Genomic DNA, 22,365 nt, shown 5'->3' with positions numbered 1-22,365 from the left:
TATGGCAAATACAAGAGCAGCAATTCGTTATGCAAAAGCAATCCTTGATATCGCTAATGATAAAGGAGCAGCACAAGCGGTAAATAACGACATGACTTTAATAGCTTCAACCATTAGTGAAAATGCTGAATTGAGTAATTTTATTGCCAATCCAACTACTAAAGTTGAGGTAAAAGAAAGTGCTTTATTAGAAGTTTTTTCTAATGTGAATGCGGTATCAAAAAGTTTATTGCATTTATTGTATGAAAATAAAAGATTTGAAATTCTTGGTGATATAGCAACCCAATACAATACTTTATTCGACGAGATGAATGGTATTGAAGTTGCTAAGGTAACTACAGCAATAGCTATGGATGCTGATTTGCAATCAAAAGTTTTAGCAAAAATTGCAACATTTTCAAACAAAAAAATAACAATAGAAAGCACAATAGATCCATCAATTATTGGAGGATTTATTTTAAGAATAGGCGATAAGCAATACAACGCATCAGTTGCCAACAGATTACAAGTTTTAAAAAGAGAATTAAGTAACTAGTTATTTATAAATAATTATGGCGGATATTAAACCTGCTGAAATTTCAGCGATATTAAAAAAACAAGTAGAAGGTTTTGAATCAGGTGCTACTTTAGAAGAAGTAGGATCTGTACTTCAAGTTGGAGATGGTATTGCTCGTGTTTACGGGCTATCAAATGTTCAATACGGTGAGTTAGTTGAGTTTGAAAACGGTTTAGAAGGAATCGTTTTGAACCTTGAAGAAGATAATGTTGGGGTGGTACTTTTAGGACCATCAACAGGTATCAAAGAAGGTTCTACTGCTAAAAGAACACAGCGTATTGCTTCTCTAAAAACTGGAGAAGGAATAGTAGGACGTGTAGTTAACACGCTTGGTCAACCTATTGATGGTAAAGGACCAATCACAGGTGAATTATACGAAATGCCTCTTGAAAGAAAAGCTCCAGGAGTTATTTTCCGTCAACCAGTTACTGAGCCATTACAAACAGGAGTAAAAGCAGTTGATGCTATGATTCCAGTAGGTCGTGGACAACGTGAGTTAGTTATTGGTGACCGTCAAACAGGTAAATCAACTGTTTGTATCGATACTATCTTAAATCAAAAAGAGTTTTACGATGCAGGAAAACCTGTGTTTTGTATATATGTTGCAATTGGACAAAAAGCATCAACTGTAGCAGGAATCGCAAAAATGTTAGAAGAAAAAGGAGCAATGGCTTATACAGTTATTGTTGCTGCAAATGCTTCTGATCCAGCCCCAATGCAAGTATATGCTCCAATGGCAGGTGCAGCAATTGGTGAGTATTTCCGTGATTCTGGTCGTCCAGCATTAATTGTTTATGATGATTTGTCTAAACAAGCTGTTGCTTACCGTGAGGTTTCTCTTTTATTAAGAAGACCACCAGGTCGTGAAGCTTATCCTGGAGACGTTTTCTACTTACACTCTCGTTTATTAGAAAGAGCTTGTAAAGTTATCGCTAATGATGAAATTGCTAAAGACATGAACGATTTACCAGATTCTTTAAAAGGAATCGTAAAAGGTGGAGGTTCACTTACAGCTTTGCCAATTATCGAAACGCAAGCGGGTGACGTTTCTGCTTATATCCCAACAAACGTAATTTCGATTACTGACGGACAAATTTTCCTTGATGGTGATTTGTTTAACTCTGGGGTTCGTCCAGCAATTAACGTAGGTATTTCGGTATCTCGTGTTGGAGGTAATGCACAAATTAAATCAATGAAAAAAGTGGCTGGTACATTAAAATTAGACCAAGCACAATATCGTGAATTAGAAGCGTTCGCAAAATTCGGTTCTGACCTTGATGCAGTAACATTAAACGTTATTGAAAAAGGAAAAAGAAACGTTGAAATTTTGAAACAAAACCTAAACGATCCCTATACAGTTGAAGATCAAACAGCTATTATCTATGCAGGTTCTAAAAACTTGTTAAGAAATGTTCCTGTAAATAAAGTAAAAGAATTCGAAAAAGATTTCTTGCAATACTTAAACAGCAAACACAGAGATACATTAGATGCTTTGAAAGCTGGAAAATTAGATGACAAAATCACAGATGTTATCGAAAACGCAGCTAAAGAAATTTCAGCAAAATATAATTAATTAGTCAATTAGACAATGTGTCAATTAGACAATTAATTGGCACATTGATAAATTGGCACATTGACAAATTAACAAAATGGCAAACTTAAAGGAAATCCGTAATAGAATTACTTCCGTTTCATCAACGATGCAGATTACTTCTGCGATGAAAATGGTTTCTGCCGCAAAGTTGAAAAAAGCACAAGATGCCATTACAGCGATGCGACCTTATGCCGAAAAACTAACGGAATTATTACAAAATTTATCGGCAACTTTAGACGGTGACACTGGTGGTGAATTTACTACACAACGTGAAGTTAAAAAAGTGCTTGTGGTAGCAATTACTTCTAATAGAGGTTTATGTGGTGCGTTTAACACCAACGTAATCAAAGAAGTGAAAAACCGTGTTGACCATTATGCTGGTAAACAAGTTGATGTTTTTGCTATCGGAAAAAAAGGAAATGATGTTTTAAGTAAAACTTCTAAAGTTGTTTCAAATCAAAGTTCTGTTTTTGATAATTTAACTTTCGAAAATGTAGCAACTATTGCCGAATCTATTACTGAAAAATTCACTTCTGGAGAATATGACAAAATAGAATTGGTTTACAATCAGTTTAAAAATGCGGCTACTCAAATCGTTCAAACAGAGCAATTTTTGCCTTTAGCACCAATTCAATCTGATAAACCAGCTTCAACTGGAGATTATATTTTTGAACCTTCCAAAGAAGAAATTGTATTGACATTGATTCCAAAATCGTTGAAAACACAACTATACAAAGGAATTAGAGATTCATTTGCTTCCGAACACGGAGCGCGTATGACAGCCATGCACAAAGCAACTGACAACGCAACCGAATTAAGAGATCAATTAAAATTAACTTATAACAAAGCACGTCAAGCTGCAATTACTAACGAGATCCTTGAGATTGTTGGTGGTGCAGAAGCATTGAAAGGATAGAAAATCTTTGATTTTTCAATCCTCATTTATGCGAAGCATAAAAGGTTAAGATTAATTTAAAATTAGTATTAGAGGCGACGAGAGTTGCCTTTTTTTTATACATTTATATTAAATTTTGACACTAAATGAAAAATATAATTCTGCTTCTACTATTTATTTCCTGTTCATCTAACAAAGAAACAAACGAAAATCTTCCATATCCAACAGAAAACATTTATTTTCAAAATTGGGTTGGCGGTCAGCAACAAACGGGTGGTGGTTCCAATTTTCATGTCAAGTTCAAACAAGCACTTCCAACAGATGTTGTTTTAATAAAAATCTATTTTCATCAAAAAGAAGCCAGTTTTGAAAGGAACAACGAAACAACTTACACCGCTAATTTCTTTTACAAACCAACTAAAACAGATTTAATTTTAGATGAAAACCCAACAAACGAATACGGAAATAAAGTGCCTGAAATTAGTACAACCAAAACCGATTTCCCTTTTGTTTTAAAAAAAGACGAAGCTATTTTAGAATTTACCGTAAAAAACAAAATCCAACTTTATAAAATAAAAAATATCCCCGAAAAAGAACTTTTAGCATATCCATCGGCAAGACCAAGAAATTAGTTATTTTTGTGCCATAATCAATCAAAACAATTTTGAGTTTATACAAAAATCTTTTTAAGCAAACAGTTATTTACGGTCTAGCAACAGTTTTGCCTAGAATGATTAGCTTTTTGCTAAATCCGATATATACCAGTGTTTTACCCAAACAAGAATTCGCCGACGTTTCTATTATTTTTGCTTGGTTAGTTTTCTTCAACGTAATTTTATCTTACGGAATGGAAACCGCTTTTTTCCGATTTTATAATTCAGAAGAAAACAAGAAAAACGTAATTTCAACCGCAACAATTTCACTTTTTTGGACATCATTAATATTTCTTTTAGTAGCCTTATTAAATAGAAAAACACTATCCAATTGGGCAAATGTTAATGTCGAATATATAACGTACACCATTTGGATATTAGTTCTAGATGCACTTGCTATCATTCCGTTTTCTAAACTTCGAGCCAACAAAAAACCAATGGTTTACGCTGTAATAAAAATCGGAAATGTATCGCTAAACTTTGCTTTAAATTTATTCTTTTTATTGCTTTTGCCACAATTAGCCAAGTCTAATCCAAGCGGATTTTTCAATACTATTTTTTACGAAAACTTCGAAGTTGGTTATATTTTTGTTTCAAGTTTAATAGCCAGTTTACTAACATTTGTAGTAGTTTCACCCGATTATTTCAAAATAAAATGGCATTTCGATTTTTCTCTTTGGAAAAAAATGATTAAATATGGCTTCCCAATCTTAATAGCCGGAATCGCTTTTGCCATCAATGAACATTTCGATAAAATCCTACTCGAATGGCTCAAAGTTCCAAAAGCCGATATCGGAGCTTACTCAGCTTGTTACAAAATCGGAATGTTCATGGTGCTTTTCCGAACGGCTTACACGTTGGGCATCGAACCGTTTTTCTTTAGTCATGCTAGCAATGAAAATGCACAACAAACCTACGCAACCATCACAAAATATTTCGTAATATTTGGTTCGTTCATAACCTTATTCGTAATCGCTTTTGTCGATTTGTTCAAACATTTGCTAGTACCAAATCCCGATTATTGGGATGCTATCAAAGTCGTTCCGCTTATCGTTTTGGCCAATTTCTTCTTGGGAATTTATACCAATTTGTCCGTTTGGTACAAACTTATTGACAAAACCAAAATCGGCGCTTATATTTCAATTATCGGCGCATTTGTGACAATAGTTTTAAACTTTTTGCTAATTCCATCCATAAGTTATTACGGTTCAGCAGTAGCCACAATTGCTGCTTACGGAACTATGATGGTTATTTCCTATCAACTCGGACAAAAAAAATACCCAATTCCGTACGATTTAAACAAAATCGGAAGCTATCTCGGACTCACAATTCTCTTTTCGGCAATCGCTTTTTACATTCCGTACATCAGAGAAAATTATTTCATCAAAATCGGATTAGTGCTAACATTTCTATATTTCATTTATTGCAGCGAAAAACAAACATTACTCTCAATTTTAAAAAGAAAATAGTATTTTTACGAAGCTAATCGCCCTGTTCATTGCAATCTTTATGTCAAAAGCCAAGATTTTATAATCCTAAAAAGAGCTTCCGTTGGTCGCTTTTTTAGCATAATAAAATCTAAAGTCTTTTGCCACAAAGGATTTCCATTACCATCTCGGCTAGAAAAAAATATACAATTTAAGAACAATGACAGAATTAGAACTAAAGAATTATATCCAAGATAATTTTCCAAAAGAAAATGAAAAATGTGAATGGAAAGAATTCAAGTCATTAAAAAATTCGATTTCTGGTAAAGCTGGAGAAGATGTCATCTCCTATATTTCTGCTATTGCAAATATGAAAGGCGGACATTTAATAATTGGTATTAAAGATGGAAATCTGGATGTCGTTGGAATTCAAGATTTTACAGACTATAACATCGATAATATAAAATTTAGGATTTTAGGTAATTGTACCAATTTACCATCAGAAAATTTTGAAATCGAAGAGTTTACCACTTCAGATACAAATAAAACTATTTGGATTTTTAAAATTCCCAAGCATCAATATAGACTTCCTGTTTACGCGCATAAAAAATGTTGGCAGAGAATAGATGATAATATTGTTCAAATAACTAAAGCTAGACTTGATGCAATTTTAGAAGAAGTCAAGTTATCAGAGGATTGGACAAAAGAAATAATTAATAAAGCAACAATCAATGATTTAGACCAAAATGCAATTGCTAAAGCTAAAATAGAATTCAAAAAAAGAAATCCAAAATATAATCACGAAATTGACAATTGGGATACTGCAAAGTTTTTAGATAAAGCAAAGTTGACCATTAAGGGTAAGATTACAAGAGCATGTTTTATTCTTCTAGGAAAAGAAGAAGAAGAACATTTTTTAAATTCAACGGTAAAAATAAGATGGAATTTAAAAACTGTTGATAATCAAGATAAAGATTTTGAAATATTTTCAATCCCTCTAATTCTTGCAGTTGATGAAGTTTATAAAAAAATAAGAAATCTTAAATATAGATATTTAAGAGAAGGAACACTTTTTCCAGATGAAATAATTAGATATGATCCATTCTGTATTCGTGAACCATTAAATAACGCTATTTCCCATCAAGATTATTCTAAGGGAGCACGTATTAATGTAGTCGAGTTTGAAGATGACCATTTAGTTTTTTCTAATTATGGAACATTTTTGCCTAAATCTGTTGAAGACGTAGTTTTAAATGATTCACCAGAGGAATCATATAGAAATCCCTTCTTAGTAGAAGCGATGAAAAATCTTGACATGATAGAAACACAAGGTGGAGGAATACGTAAAATATTTAATTTTCAAAGAGAAAGATTTTTCCCAATGCCTGATTATGATTTTTCTAATCAAAAAGTAAAAGTAACCATTACAGGAAAGATTCTAAATGAAGAGTTTGCAAAAATTTTAATTAAGAACAAACAATTATCTCTTGAGGATATTCTTTTACTTGAAAAAGTTCAGAAACAAAAGTCGATTTCTGATGAAGAATACAAATATTTAAAGAAATGTAAGTTTATAGAAGGAAGGAAAGGAAATGTCTTTTTGTCTTTTAAAACAATAGCTCCAACCAAAGATGATGAGTTGAATGCAGCGTATTTTGCAAATAAAAGTTTTGACGATCCCTATTTTAAAGATATGATTGTTAAATATCTTCAAAAGAACGGTAAGGTTAAACGAAAAGCAATTGAGGGATTAATTATTCCAAAACTTTCCGCAACTTTATCAGATAAGAAAAAGAAAACTAAAGTAACTAATTTTTTGAGCGCATTAAGGATGAGTGGAAAAATAATAAGCACAGAACACGCTACTTGGGAAATGGTAAAAAAATAAACATTTTTTTAAACGTTTTTTAAACGTTTTTTAAACGTTTTTTAAACGAATTTAAACCTAATCATTTAAAAACCAATAATTTGAAATAACAGAATTGTAACAGAATTACAACATAATTGCAACAAATAAAGATAAAAAAATGCAAATAAAAATCATCAATAAATCACAACACGATTTACCTAATTACGAAACAATCGCTTCCGCAGGAATGGATTTAAGAGCCAATATTGCTGAACCAATAACACTAAAATCACTCGAAAGAACCATCGTAAAAACGGGACTTTTCATCGAGTTACCAATTGGTTACGAAGCACAAGTGCGACCACGTAGCGGATTAGCTGCCAAAAAAGGAATCACTGTCCTAAACTCACCAGGAACAGTAGATGCTGATTACCGTGGCGAAATTGGAGTAATTTTAGTAAATTTATCCAATGAAGATTTTGTAATAGAAAACGGCGAAAGAATCGCCCAACTAATAATCGCCAAACACGAACGCGCCGAATGGATAGAAGTACAAGAACTATCCGAAACATCAAGAGGCGAAGGCGGTTTTGGGAGTACTGGAGTGAAGTAAAGCCCCCTAACCCCAGAGGGGGAATTGACAAAATTGTGTAAATAGTTAAATATAAATTGAATTAATTAATAAAATCCTATTGACCCCTAATAGGAATTCCCCCTTCGGGGGTTAGGGGGCTAACATGAAAATAATAGTACCTATGGCAGGTCGTGGTTCTAGATTACGCCCGCACACATTAACCATACCAAAACCATTAATTCCTATTGCAGGCAAACCAATCGTTCACCGTTTGGTCGAAGATATTGCAGGTGTTTTAAACCAAGACATCGAAGAAGTGGCATTTATCATTCACGAAAGTTTTGGTAAAAAAGTTGAAGAAGAATTAATAGCAATTGCACAAAAATTAGGAGCAAAAGGAACTATTTATTATCAAAATGAAGCTTTGGGAACAGGTCATGCCATTATGTGCGCAAAAGATTCTTTAAGTGGTCCAGCCGTTATCGCTTATGCTGATACACTTATTCGTGCCGATTTTGATTTAGATAAAACTGCCGATAGCGTTATTTGGGTAAAACAAGTGGATCAACCTGAAGCTTTTGGAGTTGTAAACCTGAATGCAAATGGAGAAATAATTGAATTAGTCGAAAAACCAAAAGAATTCGTTTCCGATTTAGCGGTTATTGGAATATACTATTTTAAAGATGTTGCCGTTTTAAAAAATGAGTTGCAGTCAGTTCTTGATAACAATATTATTCATGGTGGAGAATACCAAATTAATGACGGTATCAAACAAATGATGGCAAAAGGCATGAAATTTGTACCAGGAAAAGTAGATGAATGGATGGATTGTGGCAACAAAGATGTAACCGTTGACACTAACAACAGAATGCTGAATTTCTTGTACAACGACGGTGAACATCTTATAGATTTTGATGTGAAACAAGAAAATGCAACTATCATTCCCCCGTGTTATATTGGCGAAGATGTTGTTTTGATTAATGCCACTGTTGGTCCAAATGTGTCATTAGGAAAAGGTTGTCATGTAATTGATAGTACAATCAAAAACAGTTTGATTCAAACACATGCTCATATAAAAAACGCCAATTTAGACAATGCAATGATAGGAAATCATGCTAGTTTTGATGGTAATTTTACAAGTATAAGTATTGGAGATTATTCGATTTTAGAATAAAAAATAAATGAAAAAAATAATTTTAGTTAGTCTTTTACTCGGAATGTTTTGCTTTCCAGCTTCACTTTTGGCGCAAGCCGAGCCAGAAGACATTGCTAGTAATGAAGACAAATTTCAAGATTCTTTCTATGAAGCTTTACGCCAAAAAGGAATTGAAAATTATGATAAAGCAATCGAAGCTCTTGAAAAATGTCAAAAAGAACAACCTAACAACGCAACAGTTTTCTTTGAGTTAGGCAAGAATTATTTTTATCTAAAAAACTACGATAAAGCTTATGAAGCTTATGAAAATGCTACCAAAATCGACCCAAAAAACAGATGGTTTTGGCACGGAATGTATGATGTAACGTATGAAACCAAAGATTACAATAAATCGATAACGTTAGTTCAAAAACTGATCGAATTTAATGATTCATACAAAGAAGATTTAGTTTCGCTTTACATGTACACTAAGCAATATGACAAAGCATTATCGCTAATTAACGATTTGAACGAAACGATTGGAAAATCGGACAAAAGAGAATTATACAAAGCTGATATTCTTAGAGATGCCAGATACCAAGGTTCAGAAAAAGATAATTTAATTGCATTAATCAAGAAAAACCCAAAAGAAGAAGCCAATTATATTTCTCTAATTTACTTGTACTCTTCAAGCAATCAAGAAGAAAAAGCACTCCAAATTGCCAAAGATTTAGAAAAAGAAATTCCAACTTCTGATTGGGCACAAGTAAGTCTTTTCAAATATCATTTGAGCAATAACGATGGCGAAAAAGCCATAAAATCAATGAATATTGTTTTGCCAAGTGTTAAAATAGATTCTAAAATAAAACATCGAGTTTTGAATGAATTTTTATTGTTTTCTAAAGATAAACCGCAATACGATGCCGATTTAGAAAAAGCCATTTCGTATTTTGATAACGACAAAGAAGTCAAAGTAAACAAAGAAATAGGAAAGTTTTTTTACGCCAAGAAAAATTGGAGTAAATCGGCTCGTTTTTTAGAAAATCATTTAAAAAACACTCCAGATGATATGGAAGCAACCCAACTTTTGTTGCAAGCTTACACCGAAAACAAACAGTTTGACGATTTAAGCAAAAAAGCAATCGAAACAATCGATCTATATCCAATGCAACCGCAATTGTATTATTATGCTGGATTGGGTTATAATCAGTTGGCAAATTTTAAAAAAGCGAAAGAATTTCTCGAAATGGGATTGGATTATTTGGTAGATGATATTGCATTAGAAATCAATTTCAATATTCAATTGAGCGAAGCATATGCTGGTCTTGGCGATATAAAGAAGAAAGAAACTTATTTTGCAAAAGCAGAAAAACTATTGAAGCAAAAAAAATAATGAAGAAATACTTAGCACTACTTTTACTTTTTACAATTGTTTCATGCAAAACCAAAGCTGTTTTAGCAAAAGGCACTGCAAGCAACTCAATGTCTTCTGATAAAATCATCGAAAATCATTATAAAAATAAAACTGACTTTTCTACGTTGTATATAAAAGCTGATGTCAATTATAAAGATGAAAAACAAAGTCAAAATGTAACCGCCGAAATCAAAATTAAGAAAGATGAAATGATTTTGGTAAGTGTACGTTTTTTAGGAATTACAATAGCAAAAGGATTGATAACTCCTCAAGGCGTAAAGTATTATGAAAAAATGAACGGGAAATTTTTTGAGGGAAATTACAAAACATTGAGTGATTGGTTAGGAACCGATTTAGATTTTCAAAAGGTGCAAAATATGTTAATAGGTCAAGCATTAGACAATTTAAAAAAGAATAAATACAAATCAAGTTTAGAAGAAGGTTTGTATAAATTAGAAAATTCTGATGCGACGATTGAAAAAAAATATTTTTTTGAAGCCTCCAAGTTTTTAGTAAAAAAACAACAAATCAATCAGCCTGTGCAAAATAGAATGTTGAAAATTTTGTATGATGATTACAAAGAATATCCTGAAGCTAACATGCCAATTGGCTTGCTAGTAGAAGCAACACAAGGAAAAGAAAAAACCAACATCAAAGTTGATTATAAAGCGTTTACATTCAACGAAGAGCTTTCTTTTCCTTATAGTGTTCCATCTAATTACGAACAAATATTTATTCACTAGATTTGCATAAATTTTTTTGAATATGCCTAAATTTATTTTAACCCTACTACTTATATTTACTACTTCATTTTCATGGAGTCAAAATTCGCAACAAGAAAAACTAGAAAAGCGTAAAGCCGAAATTCAAAAAGAAATTCGCGAAAAAGAGGAAATGCTTAAAAAAGTAAGAAAAGAAGAAAAAACGGTTTCTAATCAATTAGCAATCCAGAATGAAAAAATTACTTTAAAGCAAAAGTTAATCAATACAACATCTCATCAAACAAAGTTGTTAGGAGATGATATTTATAGTAATCAATTAAAAATTAACCGTTTGCGTAAAGATCTTGAAATTTTAAAACAAGATTATACCCAAATGGTTGTTAAAGCCTACAAAAGTCGTTCAACGCAAAGTAGAGCAATGTTTTTGTTGTCATCTGAAAATTTTCAACAAGCCTATAAACGTTTTCAGTATATGAAACAATATGCTAGCTATCGCAAAATGCAAGGCGACGAAATAAAATACAAAACAGAATCTTTGACTGGTTACACCGAAAAAATTGTGGTTCAAAAAATCGAAAAAGAAAAACTATTACAAGCCAACGAAGCAGAGAAAAAAATTCTTGAAAAAGAAAAGTTAGTGCAACAAGAAATTGCAAAAGCTATCAAAAAAAGTAAAGCTCAAATTACAGCTGAAATTAAGAAAAAACAGCAAGAATCAAGACGTATTGATGGTCAAATTAACAAATTGATACGTGATGCGATTGCTTCGGCTAATAAAAAAGTGGCTGCTGCTAATGTAAAAACGAATCCAAAAACAACAGCGGCAACAACAAAAGCAACCGAAACATCAACTAAAATTGTTTTAACGCCCGAAGCCAAGTTGGTAGCGGATAATTTTAAATCAAATAAAGGTAGATTACCATGGCCAGTTGAAAAAGGATTTGTTTCCTTGGCTTATGGCGACCAACCGCATCCTGTTTACAATACATTAATTGTTCATAATAGCGGTGTAGAAATCTCAACCGATCAAGGCTCTTTAGCAAGAGCCGTTTTTGGTGGAGAAGTGATAAGTGTAATGGTTCTTTCGCCAGTAAACAAAGCTGTAATGATTCAACATGGTGACTATTTTACTGTTTACCAGAACTTGTCGAGTGTAAATGTTAGTAAAGGCGACAAAGTACAAACCAAGCAAACGTTAGGAAAAATAAGAACCAACGGCGACTCTGGAAAAACCGTTTTGAAATTCATGATATCACAAAACACAACTTATAATAATCCAGCCAGTTGGTTGAGTAATATGTAATAAAAATGGCTTCTGTTTTAGAAGCCATTTTTATTATGTAAACAAAGCTTTAAGCTCAGTAGCTTCATGCGGATTCATTTTGCCGGCCAAAACCAAGCTTAGTTGTTTTCTTCTCAAAGCAGCATCAAAACGCGTTTTTTCTTCTTCGGTTTCTGGTATAATTTCTGGAACTTTTACTGGTGTTCCTGTTTCGTCTACAGCTACAAAAGTATAGATAGCTTCGTTGGCTTTAGTTCTTATTCCCGATTCTCTATCTTCTGTCCAAACATCTAGAAAAATCTCCATTGAAGTTGTGAAGGCTCTCGAAACTTTAGCTTCTACTGTCACAACACTTCCCAACGGAATAGAACGATTAAACGCCACGTGATTAACCGAAGCCGTAACGGTAATTCTTCTTGAATGTCTTCGGGCAGCAATGCTTGCGGCTCTGTCCATTCGGGCAAGAAGTTCACCACCAAAAAGGTTGTTCAGCGGATTGGTTTCGCTTGGTAAAACCAAATCGGTCAATATAGTCAATGATTCTGAAGGATGTTTAGGTGTCATTATAAAATTTCTAAAATAAAAAATCGTTAATCAGCCATCGTTAATCTATAGGAGACTTCTCTTTTATCAAAATAACAAAAAAGAGTATTATAATTCTTTTACCAAAAGCCAAGCATCAGAATTTCCTGCTTGTTGTATTTTTTCTTTGGCTTCATTTGCTTCTTGCAAAGTGGCATAACTACCAAAAAGAACAGGATATAAACCATGTTTGTTAGGAGCAATTCTTCTAGCTTTATAGCCAGTCGAAATCAATTTGTTATAGGTTTTAGCAGCATTTTCTTCGTTTCTAAAAGAACCTGCTACTATGTGATAATTCAATTTATCTTCTTTTACAGTAAGTGTAACCGAAGGCAGCGGACTTTCAATAAAAAAAGTAGCTTCTTGAATTTTGGTTTGCATTTTTTTATGAACAGAAGACTCCACCATAAACGTTTGTTCATCTAACCTATTTTCGTAAAAATCATAGCCAAAATAACCAGCACCAGCCAATCCTAAAACAAAAACAGCAGCATATTTAAGATACGAAAGTGTTTTTCTTTTTTCTGTTGGCAATGCAATAATAGACTGTTCTTCTTCAATTTTTTCTTCAACAATAGCAAGATGTTTGGCCACTTCTCTTTTTATAGATGGTGAAACAAAAGTATTTAGACCAAACGATTCTTTTAGATAATTGGTATTTTCAAAAGGAACAAAAACGGTCTTTTTTTCAGTATTTAATGAAATAGCACCAATGTTTTTTAACGTTATTTTTTCATTTGAATACAAAGAGGAGTTCCAACGACTAACTTCTGTTGCAATGGATGAAACGGCATTATCATAACTTATTTTTTCAGATAAAGCCATATGATTTGCTAACAAACCGTCGTTGTTTTTTAAATTTGAATTAAAAGAAACAACTTTTCTTGGTGGATAAAAAGAATTGGTATTCTCGTTTAAAAAAGCAGAGTTTGTTTCAGTTAAAAAAGCACCAAATCCTGGCACAGTTACGCACTGATGTCTATATAAAAGTTGACCTATGTAGTGTTCTAAATTCATAGAAACAAAGTTATACAAACTACAATGGTTTAAAAATTTTATTTAAAAATTTTATTAACAATTGCAATAAATTTTATATTTTTCGCCTTCAAATAGTTAGTATGAGCCACGAAGAAATTTATTACACATTAGCCTTGCAAAAAATAGACGGTGTAGGTGATATTGTTGCCAAAAAATTACTGCAACATTGCGGAAATGCCGAATCAATTTTTAAAGAAAAACCATCCAACTTATCCCGAATAGATGGTGTCGGAACTATTCTTTTAAAAAATCTAAGAGATAAATCTGTTTTTGAAAAAGCACAAGAAGAATTAAAATTTATTGAAGAAAATGACATTTCGGTTGCTTTTTTTCAAGATGAAAACTATCCTGAGCGATTGAAACATTGCATTGATAGTCCAATTTTACTATTTAGTTCAGGAAATATCGATTTGAATAATAGAAGAATTATTAGCATTGTCGGAACACGTCAAATCACTTCTTACGGAACGGAATTTTGCAAAAAACTGATAGAAGATTTAGCGCCTTTAAACCCAATTATTGTAAGCGGATTTGCTTATGGTGTTGATATTGTCGCTCATCAAGCGGCTATGGATTGCGACTTGCAAACTATTGGCGTTGTGGCACATGGTCTAAATCAAGTTTATCCTAAAACCCATAAAAAATATGTTGGCAAAATGGAGCAAAACGGTGGATTTATGACCGAATTTTGGAGCAGTTCCAATCCTGATAAAGAGAATTTTGTAAAACGAAATCGTATTGTTGCCGGAATGGCAGAAGCCACAATTGTAATAGAAAGTGCCGAAAAAGGCGGTTCGCTAATAACAGCCAATTTGGCAAATGACTACAACCGAGATGTTTTTGCAGTACCAGGTAGAATAACAGATAAATACAGTCAAGGTTGTAACGATTTGATCAAAACACAACGCGCCCATTTGCTAACTTCGGCAGCTGATATTATGTATATTTTGAATTGGGAGCTTGAAAAAAAGACTTCAAAAGAAAAACCAGTACAAAAACAATTATTTGTAACACTTGAAGATGACGAACAAAAAATATACGATTACCTCCAAAAAAACGGAAAGCAACTACTAGATGTAATTGCTCTCGAATGTGATTTTCCTATTTTTAGAATTTCTTCTATTTTACTGAATATGGAACTGAAAGGTGTAATTCGTCCTTTGCCAGGAAAATTGTTTGAGGTGATATAATTCTAAAATTGTGCAAATTGAAAATAAATATTTTCAAATCATAAATAGTCATTAAGAAGTAGTAAGTGATGTATTATCAGTTTTTTTAAGTGATGATTTGTAATAAATTAAAATAAATTTTCTTCATTTTCCGGTAAAGTTGTTTAATTGCTTATTGGTATACCTGAAGTGTTTATTTTTTCCCAACTTTGTTTTTCTGCTAACCAACCCCATAATTCATTATTTTCTAACAATAAAATAACACGTGTACCCTTACCAATCATATTTAGTTTTGAATATACATTCATTTTGGTTATTTTAATGTCCTTTGGCAATTCAGTTGACTCTAATTTTATCCAATTAGAATCTTTTACAGCCATCCACATAATTGAATTGTCATTAAAAACAGAAATTATTCTACCCTCTATACTACCTATTGAAGCTTTCATGTAAGCATCTGTATGTAAAATAAACATTTCTTTTGGATAATTTTTAGTTTCAATTTTCCTCCAATTTTCCTCATCAGTTTCAAACCACCAAAATGAATTATCAGACAAAGTAATAATTAGTCTTGTCTCAGTTCCAAACATTGAAGGTTTTTGATAAGTATTAAAAGCTGTAATTGAATAGTTTTGTGGTAAACCGGTGTTTATTATTTTTTCCCAAGCTGTTTCTCCGTCAGACCACCAAATACTATTATCTTCTAAAACCAAAACTAAGCGTGTTTCAAAATCGAAGAATCCATTATATTTAGCATATGTTTTAAAATTTTTAATTTTTACATCGTTTGGTAAATTGGTAGTTTGTAGTTTAACCCATTTGGAAATTCCGTCCTCCAAATTCCAAATAGAATTATCTTCTAAAATTAAAATTAAATCGGTTTTACTTTCATTTAAATTTAAATTTGATTTTGAACCTAATTTTTTAATTTCAATGTTTTTTGGTAGTTCAGTTGTGTTGATTTGTGTCCAAGCATCTAAACCATTACTAGTCCATAATGAATTATCACTCGTTAAACTTACTAATTTAGTTCCGTTTAAATCGCTATATGAATTTATCTCTATTAAATTAATTTGACCTAGAACTAAAAAACTTGAAAATAATGTAATAGAACTTATAATTTTTTTCATAATAATTTCACCTTTTTACAAAAACCCCAATTTCTCTCTAACTCTATTTAAAACGCCATCGGCAATTGTTCCAGCTTTTTTGGAACCTATGGCTAAAAGGGCATCTACTTCGTGAAGGTTGTTCATGAAATAGTTGTATTTTTCTCTTTCGGTTTTGAATTTTTCTACTATCAATTCAAATAAGGCTTGCTTGGCGTGGCCGTAGCCAAAATCGCGATTTTTGTTGGCGTATTTCTCGCTCATTTCTGCTAGTTGGGTTGGGTTTGCTAACAGTTTGTATAGTGCAAAAATCTTGCAGCTTTCGGTGTTTTTAGGTTCTTCTAGCGGTGTGCTGTCAGTTTCTATAGACATGATTTGTTTGCGCAACGCTTTGTCATCTAAGAAAATGTTGATGATATTACCGCGTGATTTACTCATTTTTTGACCATCAGTTCCAGGAATGTACATGGTTTCTTCCTGAATTTTGGCATCGGGTAAAACGAAGGTTTCTCCCATTTGAAAATTAAAACGAGACGCTACATCGCGAGTGATTTCGATATGTTGTAATTGGTCTTTTCCTACTGGTACAATTTCGGCGTCGTATAGTAAAATATCGGCAGCCATTAGCATTGGATAGCTAAATAATCCTGCGTTTACATCTTCTAATCGATCGGCTTTGTCTTTGAATGAATGTGCCAATGTCAATCGTTGAAAAGGAAAAAAACAACTCAAATACCATGACAACTCAGCTGTTTGTGGCACATCTGATTGGCGGTAAAAAACCACTTTGTTGACATCTAATCCACAAGCTAGCCAAGTTGCGGCAGTGCTATAGGTGTTTTCACGAAGGGTTTTTCCATCTTTTATTTGTGTTACCGAATGCAAGTCGGCGATGAATAGAAACGATTCGTTTTCTGGTTGGTTAGATAATGCAATGGCAGGAATTATGGCACCTAGTAAATTGCCTAAGTGAGGAGTTCCTGTGCTTTGTACGCCTGTGAGTATTTTTGACATGGTGTTACTTTTCTTGAACCGCAAAGATAATTGTTTTCTTAAAAAGTTTGCGATGAATTGTTATCTTTGAAATCGCAACTAAAAAAAATGTTTGTTGTAAACAAACACCGATAATTTTGCGATTCTATATGTGACAACTAAAAAATATAATTTACACATATAAAAAAAAGTTAAAAAGAAGCCCATAGATTGAGTTTCTAACCCTGATAGGAGCGACATCCTTTTCTTTTTTTCTTTAAAAAAGAAAAGATATAGCGGATAGCAGGAACATGGATTATAAAAAGCCCGAATGATGGGTTACTAATTAAAAAAATGCGAATTATAAAAATAGTGTTGTGGACGCTTTGGCGCGTTTGGTTTTATATAATGATGGCAATTCCAATTTTGGTGATGTTTCCTTTTTTGGTAGTTTCTATCTTAAAAGAAAAATGGTATCCTTACTTTTTTGTGATGGCTAGAATTTGGGCCAAATGTATTTTATACGGTTCCGGATTTTACTATAAACTTAAAGATACTGCGAATTTAGATGAAGCGAAAAGCTATATGTTTGTTGCCAATCACACGTCGATGGCAGATATTATGTTGATGTTGGCGATTGTCAAAAATCCGTTTGTTTTTGTTGGAAAAAAAGAATTGTCAAAAATTCCGTTGTTTGGTTTTTTCTATAAACGTACTTGTATTTTGGTGGACAGAAGCAGTCAAAAAAGCAGAATGGAAGTTTTTAATCGTGCGCAGAAAAGACTAAATCAAGGATTGAGTATTTGTATTTTTCCTGAAGGCGGTGTTCCTGCTGACGAATCGGTTGTGTTAGATGGTTTTAAAGATGGTGCTTTTAGGTTGGCGATTGAACACCAGATTCCGATTGTGCCGATTACTTTTCCTGATAACAAAAAACGTTTTTCGTATACTTTTTTTAGCGGAAGTCCAGGTTTGATGCGCGCCAAAATTCATCCTATTATTGAAACAAAAGGGTTGGATATTGAAAACAAAGAAGATGTAAAAAAGTTGAATGAACAAACGCGACAAATTATTTATAACCAGTTGATGGATGACCTAAAAAAAAGCATCAACTGAGGTATTTTTTCCAATTTTAAACTAAAAAGCCACCTAAGTTTAAGAACCTAAAATTTATAACTTAATCCAGAATACAACCCAATGATATAAGGATTAAAGTTGCCCGAATTTGAATTGAAAGTATTCATTTGGTATTTCAAAATTGAATCGAGATTAAGATAGAAAGATTTGTATAAATTATAGTTTATTCCCAAACCAACATTGGTGCTAAAGTTAATTTTATTGACATTATTAGCTTCACCAAGTGTCATATTATATTTTTGGGATGTTAGTGAAATAGCATTTTCATCAAGAAAAAGCGTGCTTAAACCTGTGATGACATTTACCTTTATTTTTTTATTGATAACGGCATACGACAACTCGAAAGGAATTTCGTAATAACCGAATTCTTGACGAAGTGTTCCTTTGTATACGCTATTGGAAGCCAGCGTGAAGCCATCAACAGGATTTGCTCCATTGGCCACAAATTGAAGCGTGTTTTCTGTTGAAACAGCTACCAAACTTTCTGAATTTTGGGTGTTTTCTAGAAAGGCTACATCGTTAGTGGTATAATCTAAATCTAGTTTGTTGATTCCGGTACGAATGGTTAATTTTTTGGTCAAATTGTATTGCAAGCCAACACCGTAACTCAAGCTATTTTCGTAACTTTTTGAGTTGTTATTAAATTTGGCATCAACAGGAGAATCATCAGAAGTTGAACCAAAAAAGATAGGCGCTATGGCTGATGTAATTTGCCAACGATTGGTTTCAGATGGATTTTTTTTCTTTTTATACTTTTCTTTTTGTGCTAAAATAGCTTCTAGTTCATTGGTTGAATTTGTGAGTGACCAAGCAATCTCATCTTCTTTTTTGGTGTGCTTCGCCAATTCGCTATTGCTCGGGTCAGTAATTGTTGCAATGACTTCAGGATTAGTTGTTTTTTTAGAATTAGGAATGTTTTTTTCAGATATTTTTATATCGGTTTCACTTGTGTTTTTAACTTTTGAATCTGTTGTAACAATAGCATTCGATTTATTTTTTTCTAATAATTGGTTCGCTTTTTCTAGTGCATTATTGTCAATAGCATTGTTTTTTTCATTCAAATTAAGTTCGTTCTTTTCAGAAGAATTTTGACTGTTTTTGCTTTTATTTTTATTAGAAACTACCGCATTTTCATTTGAATTATTTACAAAAAAAAATGGGTTTTGTTTTTTATTTTTAATAGCTTTTGAAGCTGAAGAGTTTGAAACAACTGCTTTATTTTTAACGTTTTGAATTTTATTTCCGTTTACTAAATTTTTATTTTCACTAGTTGAATTTTGATTTTGTTTCGATATTTCTTCCTTGTTTTTTACTTTTTCAGATGTAACAATAGCGTTTTTTTTATTGGTTATTTCATCGTTAGAAATAGTTGTTTTAGTAACAACTTCATTTTTGGAATTTTGTTCTTGAGAATTGGTACTTCGATTACTTTCAGTTGGCTTGCTTTGAATTTTGAATTTGAATTTTGAGTTTTCAACATATTGATTTCCAATAAAAATACTAACAATTATAAGTGCTGCAATGCCAGAAAATTTCCACCAAAATGGGATTATTCTTCTTTTTCCTTCTTTTTCTTGAAGTGAAGATTCGATGTTTTTCCAGATTTTTTCATTTGGAGTTGCCTCAAAATCTTTGAATTTCTCCTGAAATAATCGATCTATTTTTTTTGAGTTCTTCATAACGATTTATGAATTATGTTTTGTGCTGCTTTTGCTTCTATTTTTTGTTTTAAAATCATTCGTGCTCGCGACAAGTTTGATTTAGATGTTCCTACTGAAATTTCTAATAAATTGGCAATTTCTTGGTGTGAAAAATCATCAATTACATAGAGATTAAAAACCAATCGATATCTTTCGGGCAATTCTTTAATGAGCTCTAACAGGTAATCAATAGAAATACTTTCTTCGTTTATTTCGACTTCTACATCTTCAGTTTCGGGAATATTTTCGGTTATAATTTCTAGATGTTTGGTTTTTCTATACTTTTTAATTGCGGTGTTTATAATCACTCTTTTTGCCCAACCCTCAAACGAACCTAGATTTTTATATTGATTTATAGTTTTAAAAATTTGAATATAACCATCTTGTAAATTGTCCTCTGCCTCACTATAATTGCTAGAATATTTAAGGCATAAACCAAATAATTTTTTTGCAAACAAAACATAGAGTTGCTCCTGAGCTTTAGACTCATTTTTTTGACAACCCGAAATGATTTGTTCTAAAGTCAATTTTTTTATAGAATGTTGATTGAATGGGTTAAGAAAGTGCCATCAGGTTGTTCGATTTTAATAATTTGCTCTCCAGTTGTGGTTGGTGTAAAATTGTAAATAGTCTGTACTTCCATTAAGGCTAACGTACAAGTACATCCTACATAGCGAGCAAATATTTTCAAGGTTTTAGTATTTCCAGAGTTGTTTTCAGCTATATAGCCAAACCTGCCACAGCCATCATTAACAGTAAATTTGACAGTAATTGTTATGTTTTGATTAACCATTGCAGTTTCAGGAACTAACGCAGTATCAACAGCAGTATGAACGAGCAAATTACAAGGTTCTGGTGTTCCACATCCTTTGCGTACAAATTTGTACAATAATCCATCAGCAGCAATTCCGGTATCAATTATCATTTCGTTGCCTTCAATTTTTACGCATAAATCTGAAATAAAATTTGAAATAGAAACTTTATAAAAATTTGCCATACCACAAGTTGAAGAATTTTCATTGAATGAATAGGCATATGAACCAGTTTCAAGACCAACACTTTGAGCTGTCATACTCGGATTATTGTTGATAACCGTTAAATTCTGACCAAAGTGATACGTTATCCAACTTGGGTCTAGATTGATGGTTGGAGCAAATCCGCCCGAAACACTCACCAACGACCAAGAGCCTTCAATGGCATTGATAGGGTTTTGATTTATTTTGGTAGTTTCATTTGTACATGATACTAAAAGTATAAAAAGAAAAAGTATTTTTAAAAATGTTTTCATACTTTATAATTTTATGATTTTGAGAGAATTAGTAAAATTATTTTCAAAAGAAAGAAAATAAATTCCTTTAGGAAAATCGCTAAAATTCAATTCTGTTTTGGTGCTTGGCAAATTATTTTTTTCGATTATTTTTTGTCCTAAAGCATTAAAAATCGTTACCGATTTACTTTTTTGGTTTTCGATAGTCAAAAAATCTGTTACCGGATTTGGATAGGCAATAATGGCATTATTTTGTTCAAAATTCTGATTTTGTAGATTTCCGCCAGTAACCGTAAACGTTACTGTCATTGGTTCATATTGCATAGAAGGCGCATAATTATTGTTGATATAGCAAGTTATGGTATATTCTCCAGCTGCCAATGTTCCGAGATTTATTGTTGATGAATTGGTGCAGATAAAGGTAGCAGCTCCAACATCATAAAAAAAGTTATATTCAAACGAATTACCAAAATTCGAAGTTGTAAAACTGATCATTTCACAGCTTCCAGAACTCCATAATGCATTAATAGTAAGTTGTATCTGATCATTAACCGTTGGGTTTTCTGGAGCAATTTGCAAACTAGTTATTGTTGAAGTGTTATCAACTTGCGAAAAGATATTTCCACAAAAAAACACTAGAAATAAAAGGATTGTCTTTTTCAAAGTATTAATTTTTTAAAATAATTACCCATTTCCAAGTTGCCGGATCTCCAAAGCCGACGCTTGGTTGGTATAGAAATATTTTTAATGTTGCATTTGGATTTGCATTTCTATATTCTCTTACTTTTATTAAACTTTGAATTTGAGTCCAAACAACTGAATAATCATATGGAGGCAAAGGCATATTAGCTGGATAGACATTTGGGTCAAAAATATTTTCATAGATTGGTTCGTTGTAATAATCGGCAGTTAAAGCATATTCAAAAGAACTTTCGGGTTGAAAATCGGTTGGAAAATGAATATCGCCAGTTCCCATCCAAATAATATCTCCGTAAAAAAGAAGCGAGTTTAATTCTGTATAGAATATTTTTATAGAACCAAAATCTCCAGGCGGAACATATTGATAATTGGTAGAAAAAGTTGGTGTGTTTGTGTCAAAAGTAAACTCTTTTCCTCCTTCAAACGTATTGGTGGTGTAATCGACTTTTAATAAAAGGACTTTGTTGGTTCCAGATTGTTGTATTAAATCTGAGCCATTTGTATTGTTTAGCAAATCAGTTGAACAAGATGTCAAAAGAATAAGACATAATAAAGAGATAATTTTTTTCATACCTTAAAAGTTTATTAGTT

General features: G+C 32.3%; 22 protein-coding genes. 13 read left to right on the top strand and 9 right to left on the bottom strand.

Features of this window, described 5'->3' with window-relative positions; all coding sequences use genetic code 11:
* The first annotated feature begins 1 nt into the window (after position 1).
* The 11 genes from atpH to ACIQ66_RS05775 all read left to right on the top strand — a co-directional run bounded on the left by atpH (position 2) and on the right by ACIQ66_RS05775 (position 12,122).
* Positions 2–535, top strand: coding sequence for an ATP synthase F1 subunit delta (atpH, locus tag ACIQ66_RS05825; protein ID WP_396211852.1), 534 nt, complete (start codon positions 2–4; stop codon positions 533–535).
* 16 nt (positions 536–551) lie between these two features.
* On the top strand, positions 552–2,129 hold the full coding sequence (gene atpA / locus ACIQ66_RS05820; protein WP_396211851.1) for a F0F1 ATP synthase subunit alpha: 1,578 nt from the start codon (positions 552–554) through the stop codon (positions 2,127–2,129).
* 76 nt (positions 2,130–2,205) lie between these two features.
* A complete protein-coding gene (gene atpG / locus ACIQ66_RS05815) occupies positions 2,206–3,066 on the top strand; it encodes an ATP synthase F1 subunit gamma (protein WP_396211850.1) in 861 nt (286 codons plus the stop codon).
* A gap of 125 nt (positions 3,067–3,191) precedes the next feature.
* Positions 3,192–3,677, top strand: coding sequence for a hypothetical protein (locus ACIQ66_RS05810; RefSeq protein ID WP_396211849.1), 486 nt, complete (start codon positions 3,192–3,194; stop codon positions 3,675–3,677).
* A gap of 32 nt (positions 3,678–3,709) precedes the next feature.
* The gene (locus tag ACIQ66_RS05805) at positions 3,710–5,167 is read left to right on the top strand and encodes a lipopolysaccharide biosynthesis protein (protein WP_396211848.1); all 1,458 of its coding nucleotides are present in this window, start codon (positions 3,710–3,712) and stop codon (positions 5,165–5,167) included.
* 178 nt (positions 5,168–5,345) lie between these two features.
* Positions 5,346–7,013 (top strand): RNA-binding domain-containing protein, encoded by a 1,668-nt coding sequence (locus tag ACIQ66_RS05800; RefSeq protein WP_396211847.1) that lies wholly within the window; start codon positions 5,346–5,348, stop codon positions 7,011–7,013.
* Positions 7,014–7,152: 139 nt separating this feature from the next.
* Positions 7,153–7,587 carry a dUTP diphosphatase gene (dut, locus tag ACIQ66_RS05795; protein WP_396211846.1) on the top strand — a complete coding sequence of 145 codons (435 nt, stop codon included), beginning with the start codon at positions 7,153–7,155 and terminating at the stop codon, positions 7,585–7,587.
* A gap of 124 nt (positions 7,588–7,711) precedes the next feature.
* Positions 7,712–8,722, top strand: a complete 1,011-nt coding sequence (locus ACIQ66_RS05790; RefSeq protein ID WP_396211845.1) for a sugar phosphate nucleotidyltransferase — start codon at positions 7,712–7,714, stop codon at positions 8,720–8,722.
* A 7-nt stretch (positions 8,723–8,729) separates the two neighbouring features.
* Positions 8,730–10,076, top strand: coding sequence for a tetratricopeptide repeat protein (locus ACIQ66_RS05785; protein WP_396211844.1), 1,347 nt, complete (start codon positions 8,730–8,732; stop codon positions 10,074–10,076).
* Positions 10,076–10,840, top strand: coding sequence for a DUF4292 domain-containing protein (locus ACIQ66_RS05780; RefSeq protein ID WP_396211843.1), 765 nt, complete (start codon positions 10,076–10,078; stop codon positions 10,838–10,840). The genes ACIQ66_RS05785 and ACIQ66_RS05780 overlap by 1 nt, the downstream gene beginning before the upstream one ends.
* Positions 10,841–10,862: 22 nt before the next feature.
* Positions 10,863–12,122 carry a murein hydrolase activator EnvC family protein gene (locus ACIQ66_RS05775; RefSeq protein ID WP_396211842.1) on the top strand — a complete coding sequence of 420 codons (1,260 nt, stop codon included), beginning with the start codon at positions 10,863–10,865 and terminating at the stop codon, positions 12,120–12,122.
* Between the two features lie 33 nt (positions 12,123–12,155).
* Here the strand turns inward: ACIQ66_RS05775 and ACIQ66_RS05770 are convergent, their stop codons facing one another.
* Positions 12,156–12,665: an acyl-CoA thioesterase gene (locus tag ACIQ66_RS05770; protein WP_396211841.1), complete on the bottom strand. Its 510-nt coding sequence runs from the start codon at positions 12,663–12,665 to the stop codon at positions 12,156–12,158.
* Between the two features lie 87 nt (positions 12,666–12,752).
* Positions 12,753–13,700 (bottom strand): SPOR domain-containing protein, encoded by a 948-nt coding sequence (locus tag ACIQ66_RS05765; RefSeq protein WP_396211840.1) that lies wholly within the window; start codon positions 13,698–13,700, stop codon positions 12,753–12,755.
* 101 nt (positions 13,701–13,801) lie between these two features.
* Between ACIQ66_RS05765 and dprA the strand changes: the two genes are divergently transcribed.
* Positions 13,802–14,911: a DNA-processing protein DprA gene (gene dprA, locus ACIQ66_RS05760; protein ID WP_396211839.1), complete on the top strand. Its 1,110-nt coding sequence runs from the start codon at positions 13,802–13,804 to the stop codon at positions 14,909–14,911.
* 143 nt (positions 14,912–15,054) lie between these two features.
* Here dprA and ACIQ66_RS05755 read toward each other — a convergent pair whose 3' ends face one another.
* Both ACIQ66_RS05755 and trpS read right to left on the bottom strand, forming a co-directional pair.
* The gene (locus tag ACIQ66_RS05755) at positions 15,055–16,020 is read right to left on the bottom strand and encodes a hypothetical protein (RefSeq protein WP_396211838.1); all 966 of its coding nucleotides are present in this window, start codon (positions 16,018–16,020) and stop codon (positions 15,055–15,057) included.
* Between the two features lie 15 nt (positions 16,021–16,035).
* A complete protein-coding gene (trpS, locus tag ACIQ66_RS05750) occupies positions 16,036–17,013 on the bottom strand; it encodes a tryptophan--tRNA ligase (RefSeq protein WP_396211837.1) in 978 nt (325 codons plus the stop codon).
* A 312-nt stretch (positions 17,014–17,325) separates the two neighbouring features.
* Between trpS and ACIQ66_RS05745 the strand changes: the two genes are divergently transcribed.
* Positions 17,326–18,087, top strand: a complete 762-nt coding sequence (locus ACIQ66_RS05745) for a lysophospholipid acyltransferase family protein (RefSeq protein WP_396211836.1) — start codon at positions 17,326–17,328, stop codon at positions 18,085–18,087.
* Between the two features lie 47 nt (positions 18,088–18,134).
* Here the strand turns inward: ACIQ66_RS05745 and ACIQ66_RS05740 are convergent, their stop codons facing one another.
* The 5 genes from ACIQ66_RS05740 to ACIQ66_RS05720 are packed head-to-tail and all read right to left on the bottom strand — an operon-like array spanning position 18,135 to position 22,345.
* The gene (locus tag ACIQ66_RS05740) at positions 18,135–19,787 is read right to left on the bottom strand and encodes a hypothetical protein (protein ID WP_396211835.1); all 1,653 of its coding nucleotides are present in this window, start codon (positions 19,785–19,787) and stop codon (positions 18,135–18,137) included.
* The gene (locus ACIQ66_RS05735; protein WP_396211834.1) at positions 19,784–20,335 is read right to left on the bottom strand and encodes an RNA polymerase sigma factor; all 552 of its coding nucleotides are present in this window, start codon (positions 20,333–20,335) and stop codon (positions 19,784–19,786) included. The genes ACIQ66_RS05740 and ACIQ66_RS05735 overlap by 4 nt, the downstream gene beginning before the upstream one ends.
* A gap of 5 nt (positions 20,336–20,340) precedes the next feature.
* Entirely contained in the window at positions 20,341–21,096 is a 756-nt protein-coding gene (locus ACIQ66_RS05730; protein WP_396211833.1) for a hypothetical protein, read from the bottom strand.
* A gap of 3 nt (positions 21,097–21,099) precedes the next feature.
* Positions 21,100–21,738: a T9SS type A sorting domain-containing protein gene (locus ACIQ66_RS05725; RefSeq protein WP_396211832.1), complete on the bottom strand. Its 639-nt coding sequence runs from the start codon at positions 21,736–21,738 to the stop codon at positions 21,100–21,102.
* Positions 21,739–21,742: 4 nt separating this feature from the next.
* Positions 21,743–22,345 (bottom strand): hypothetical protein, encoded by a 603-nt coding sequence (locus tag ACIQ66_RS05720; RefSeq protein WP_396211831.1) that lies wholly within the window; start codon positions 22,343–22,345, stop codon positions 21,743–21,745.
* Between the last annotated feature and the right edge of the window lie 20 nt (positions 22,346–22,365).

Source organism: Flavobacterium sp. (assembly GCF_044377315.1).
Taxonomy (GTDB): Bacteria; Bacteroidota; Bacteroidia; order Flavobacteriales; family Flavobacteriaceae; genus Flavobacterium.
This window is presented reverse-complemented; position numbering and strand designations above follow the sequence as displayed.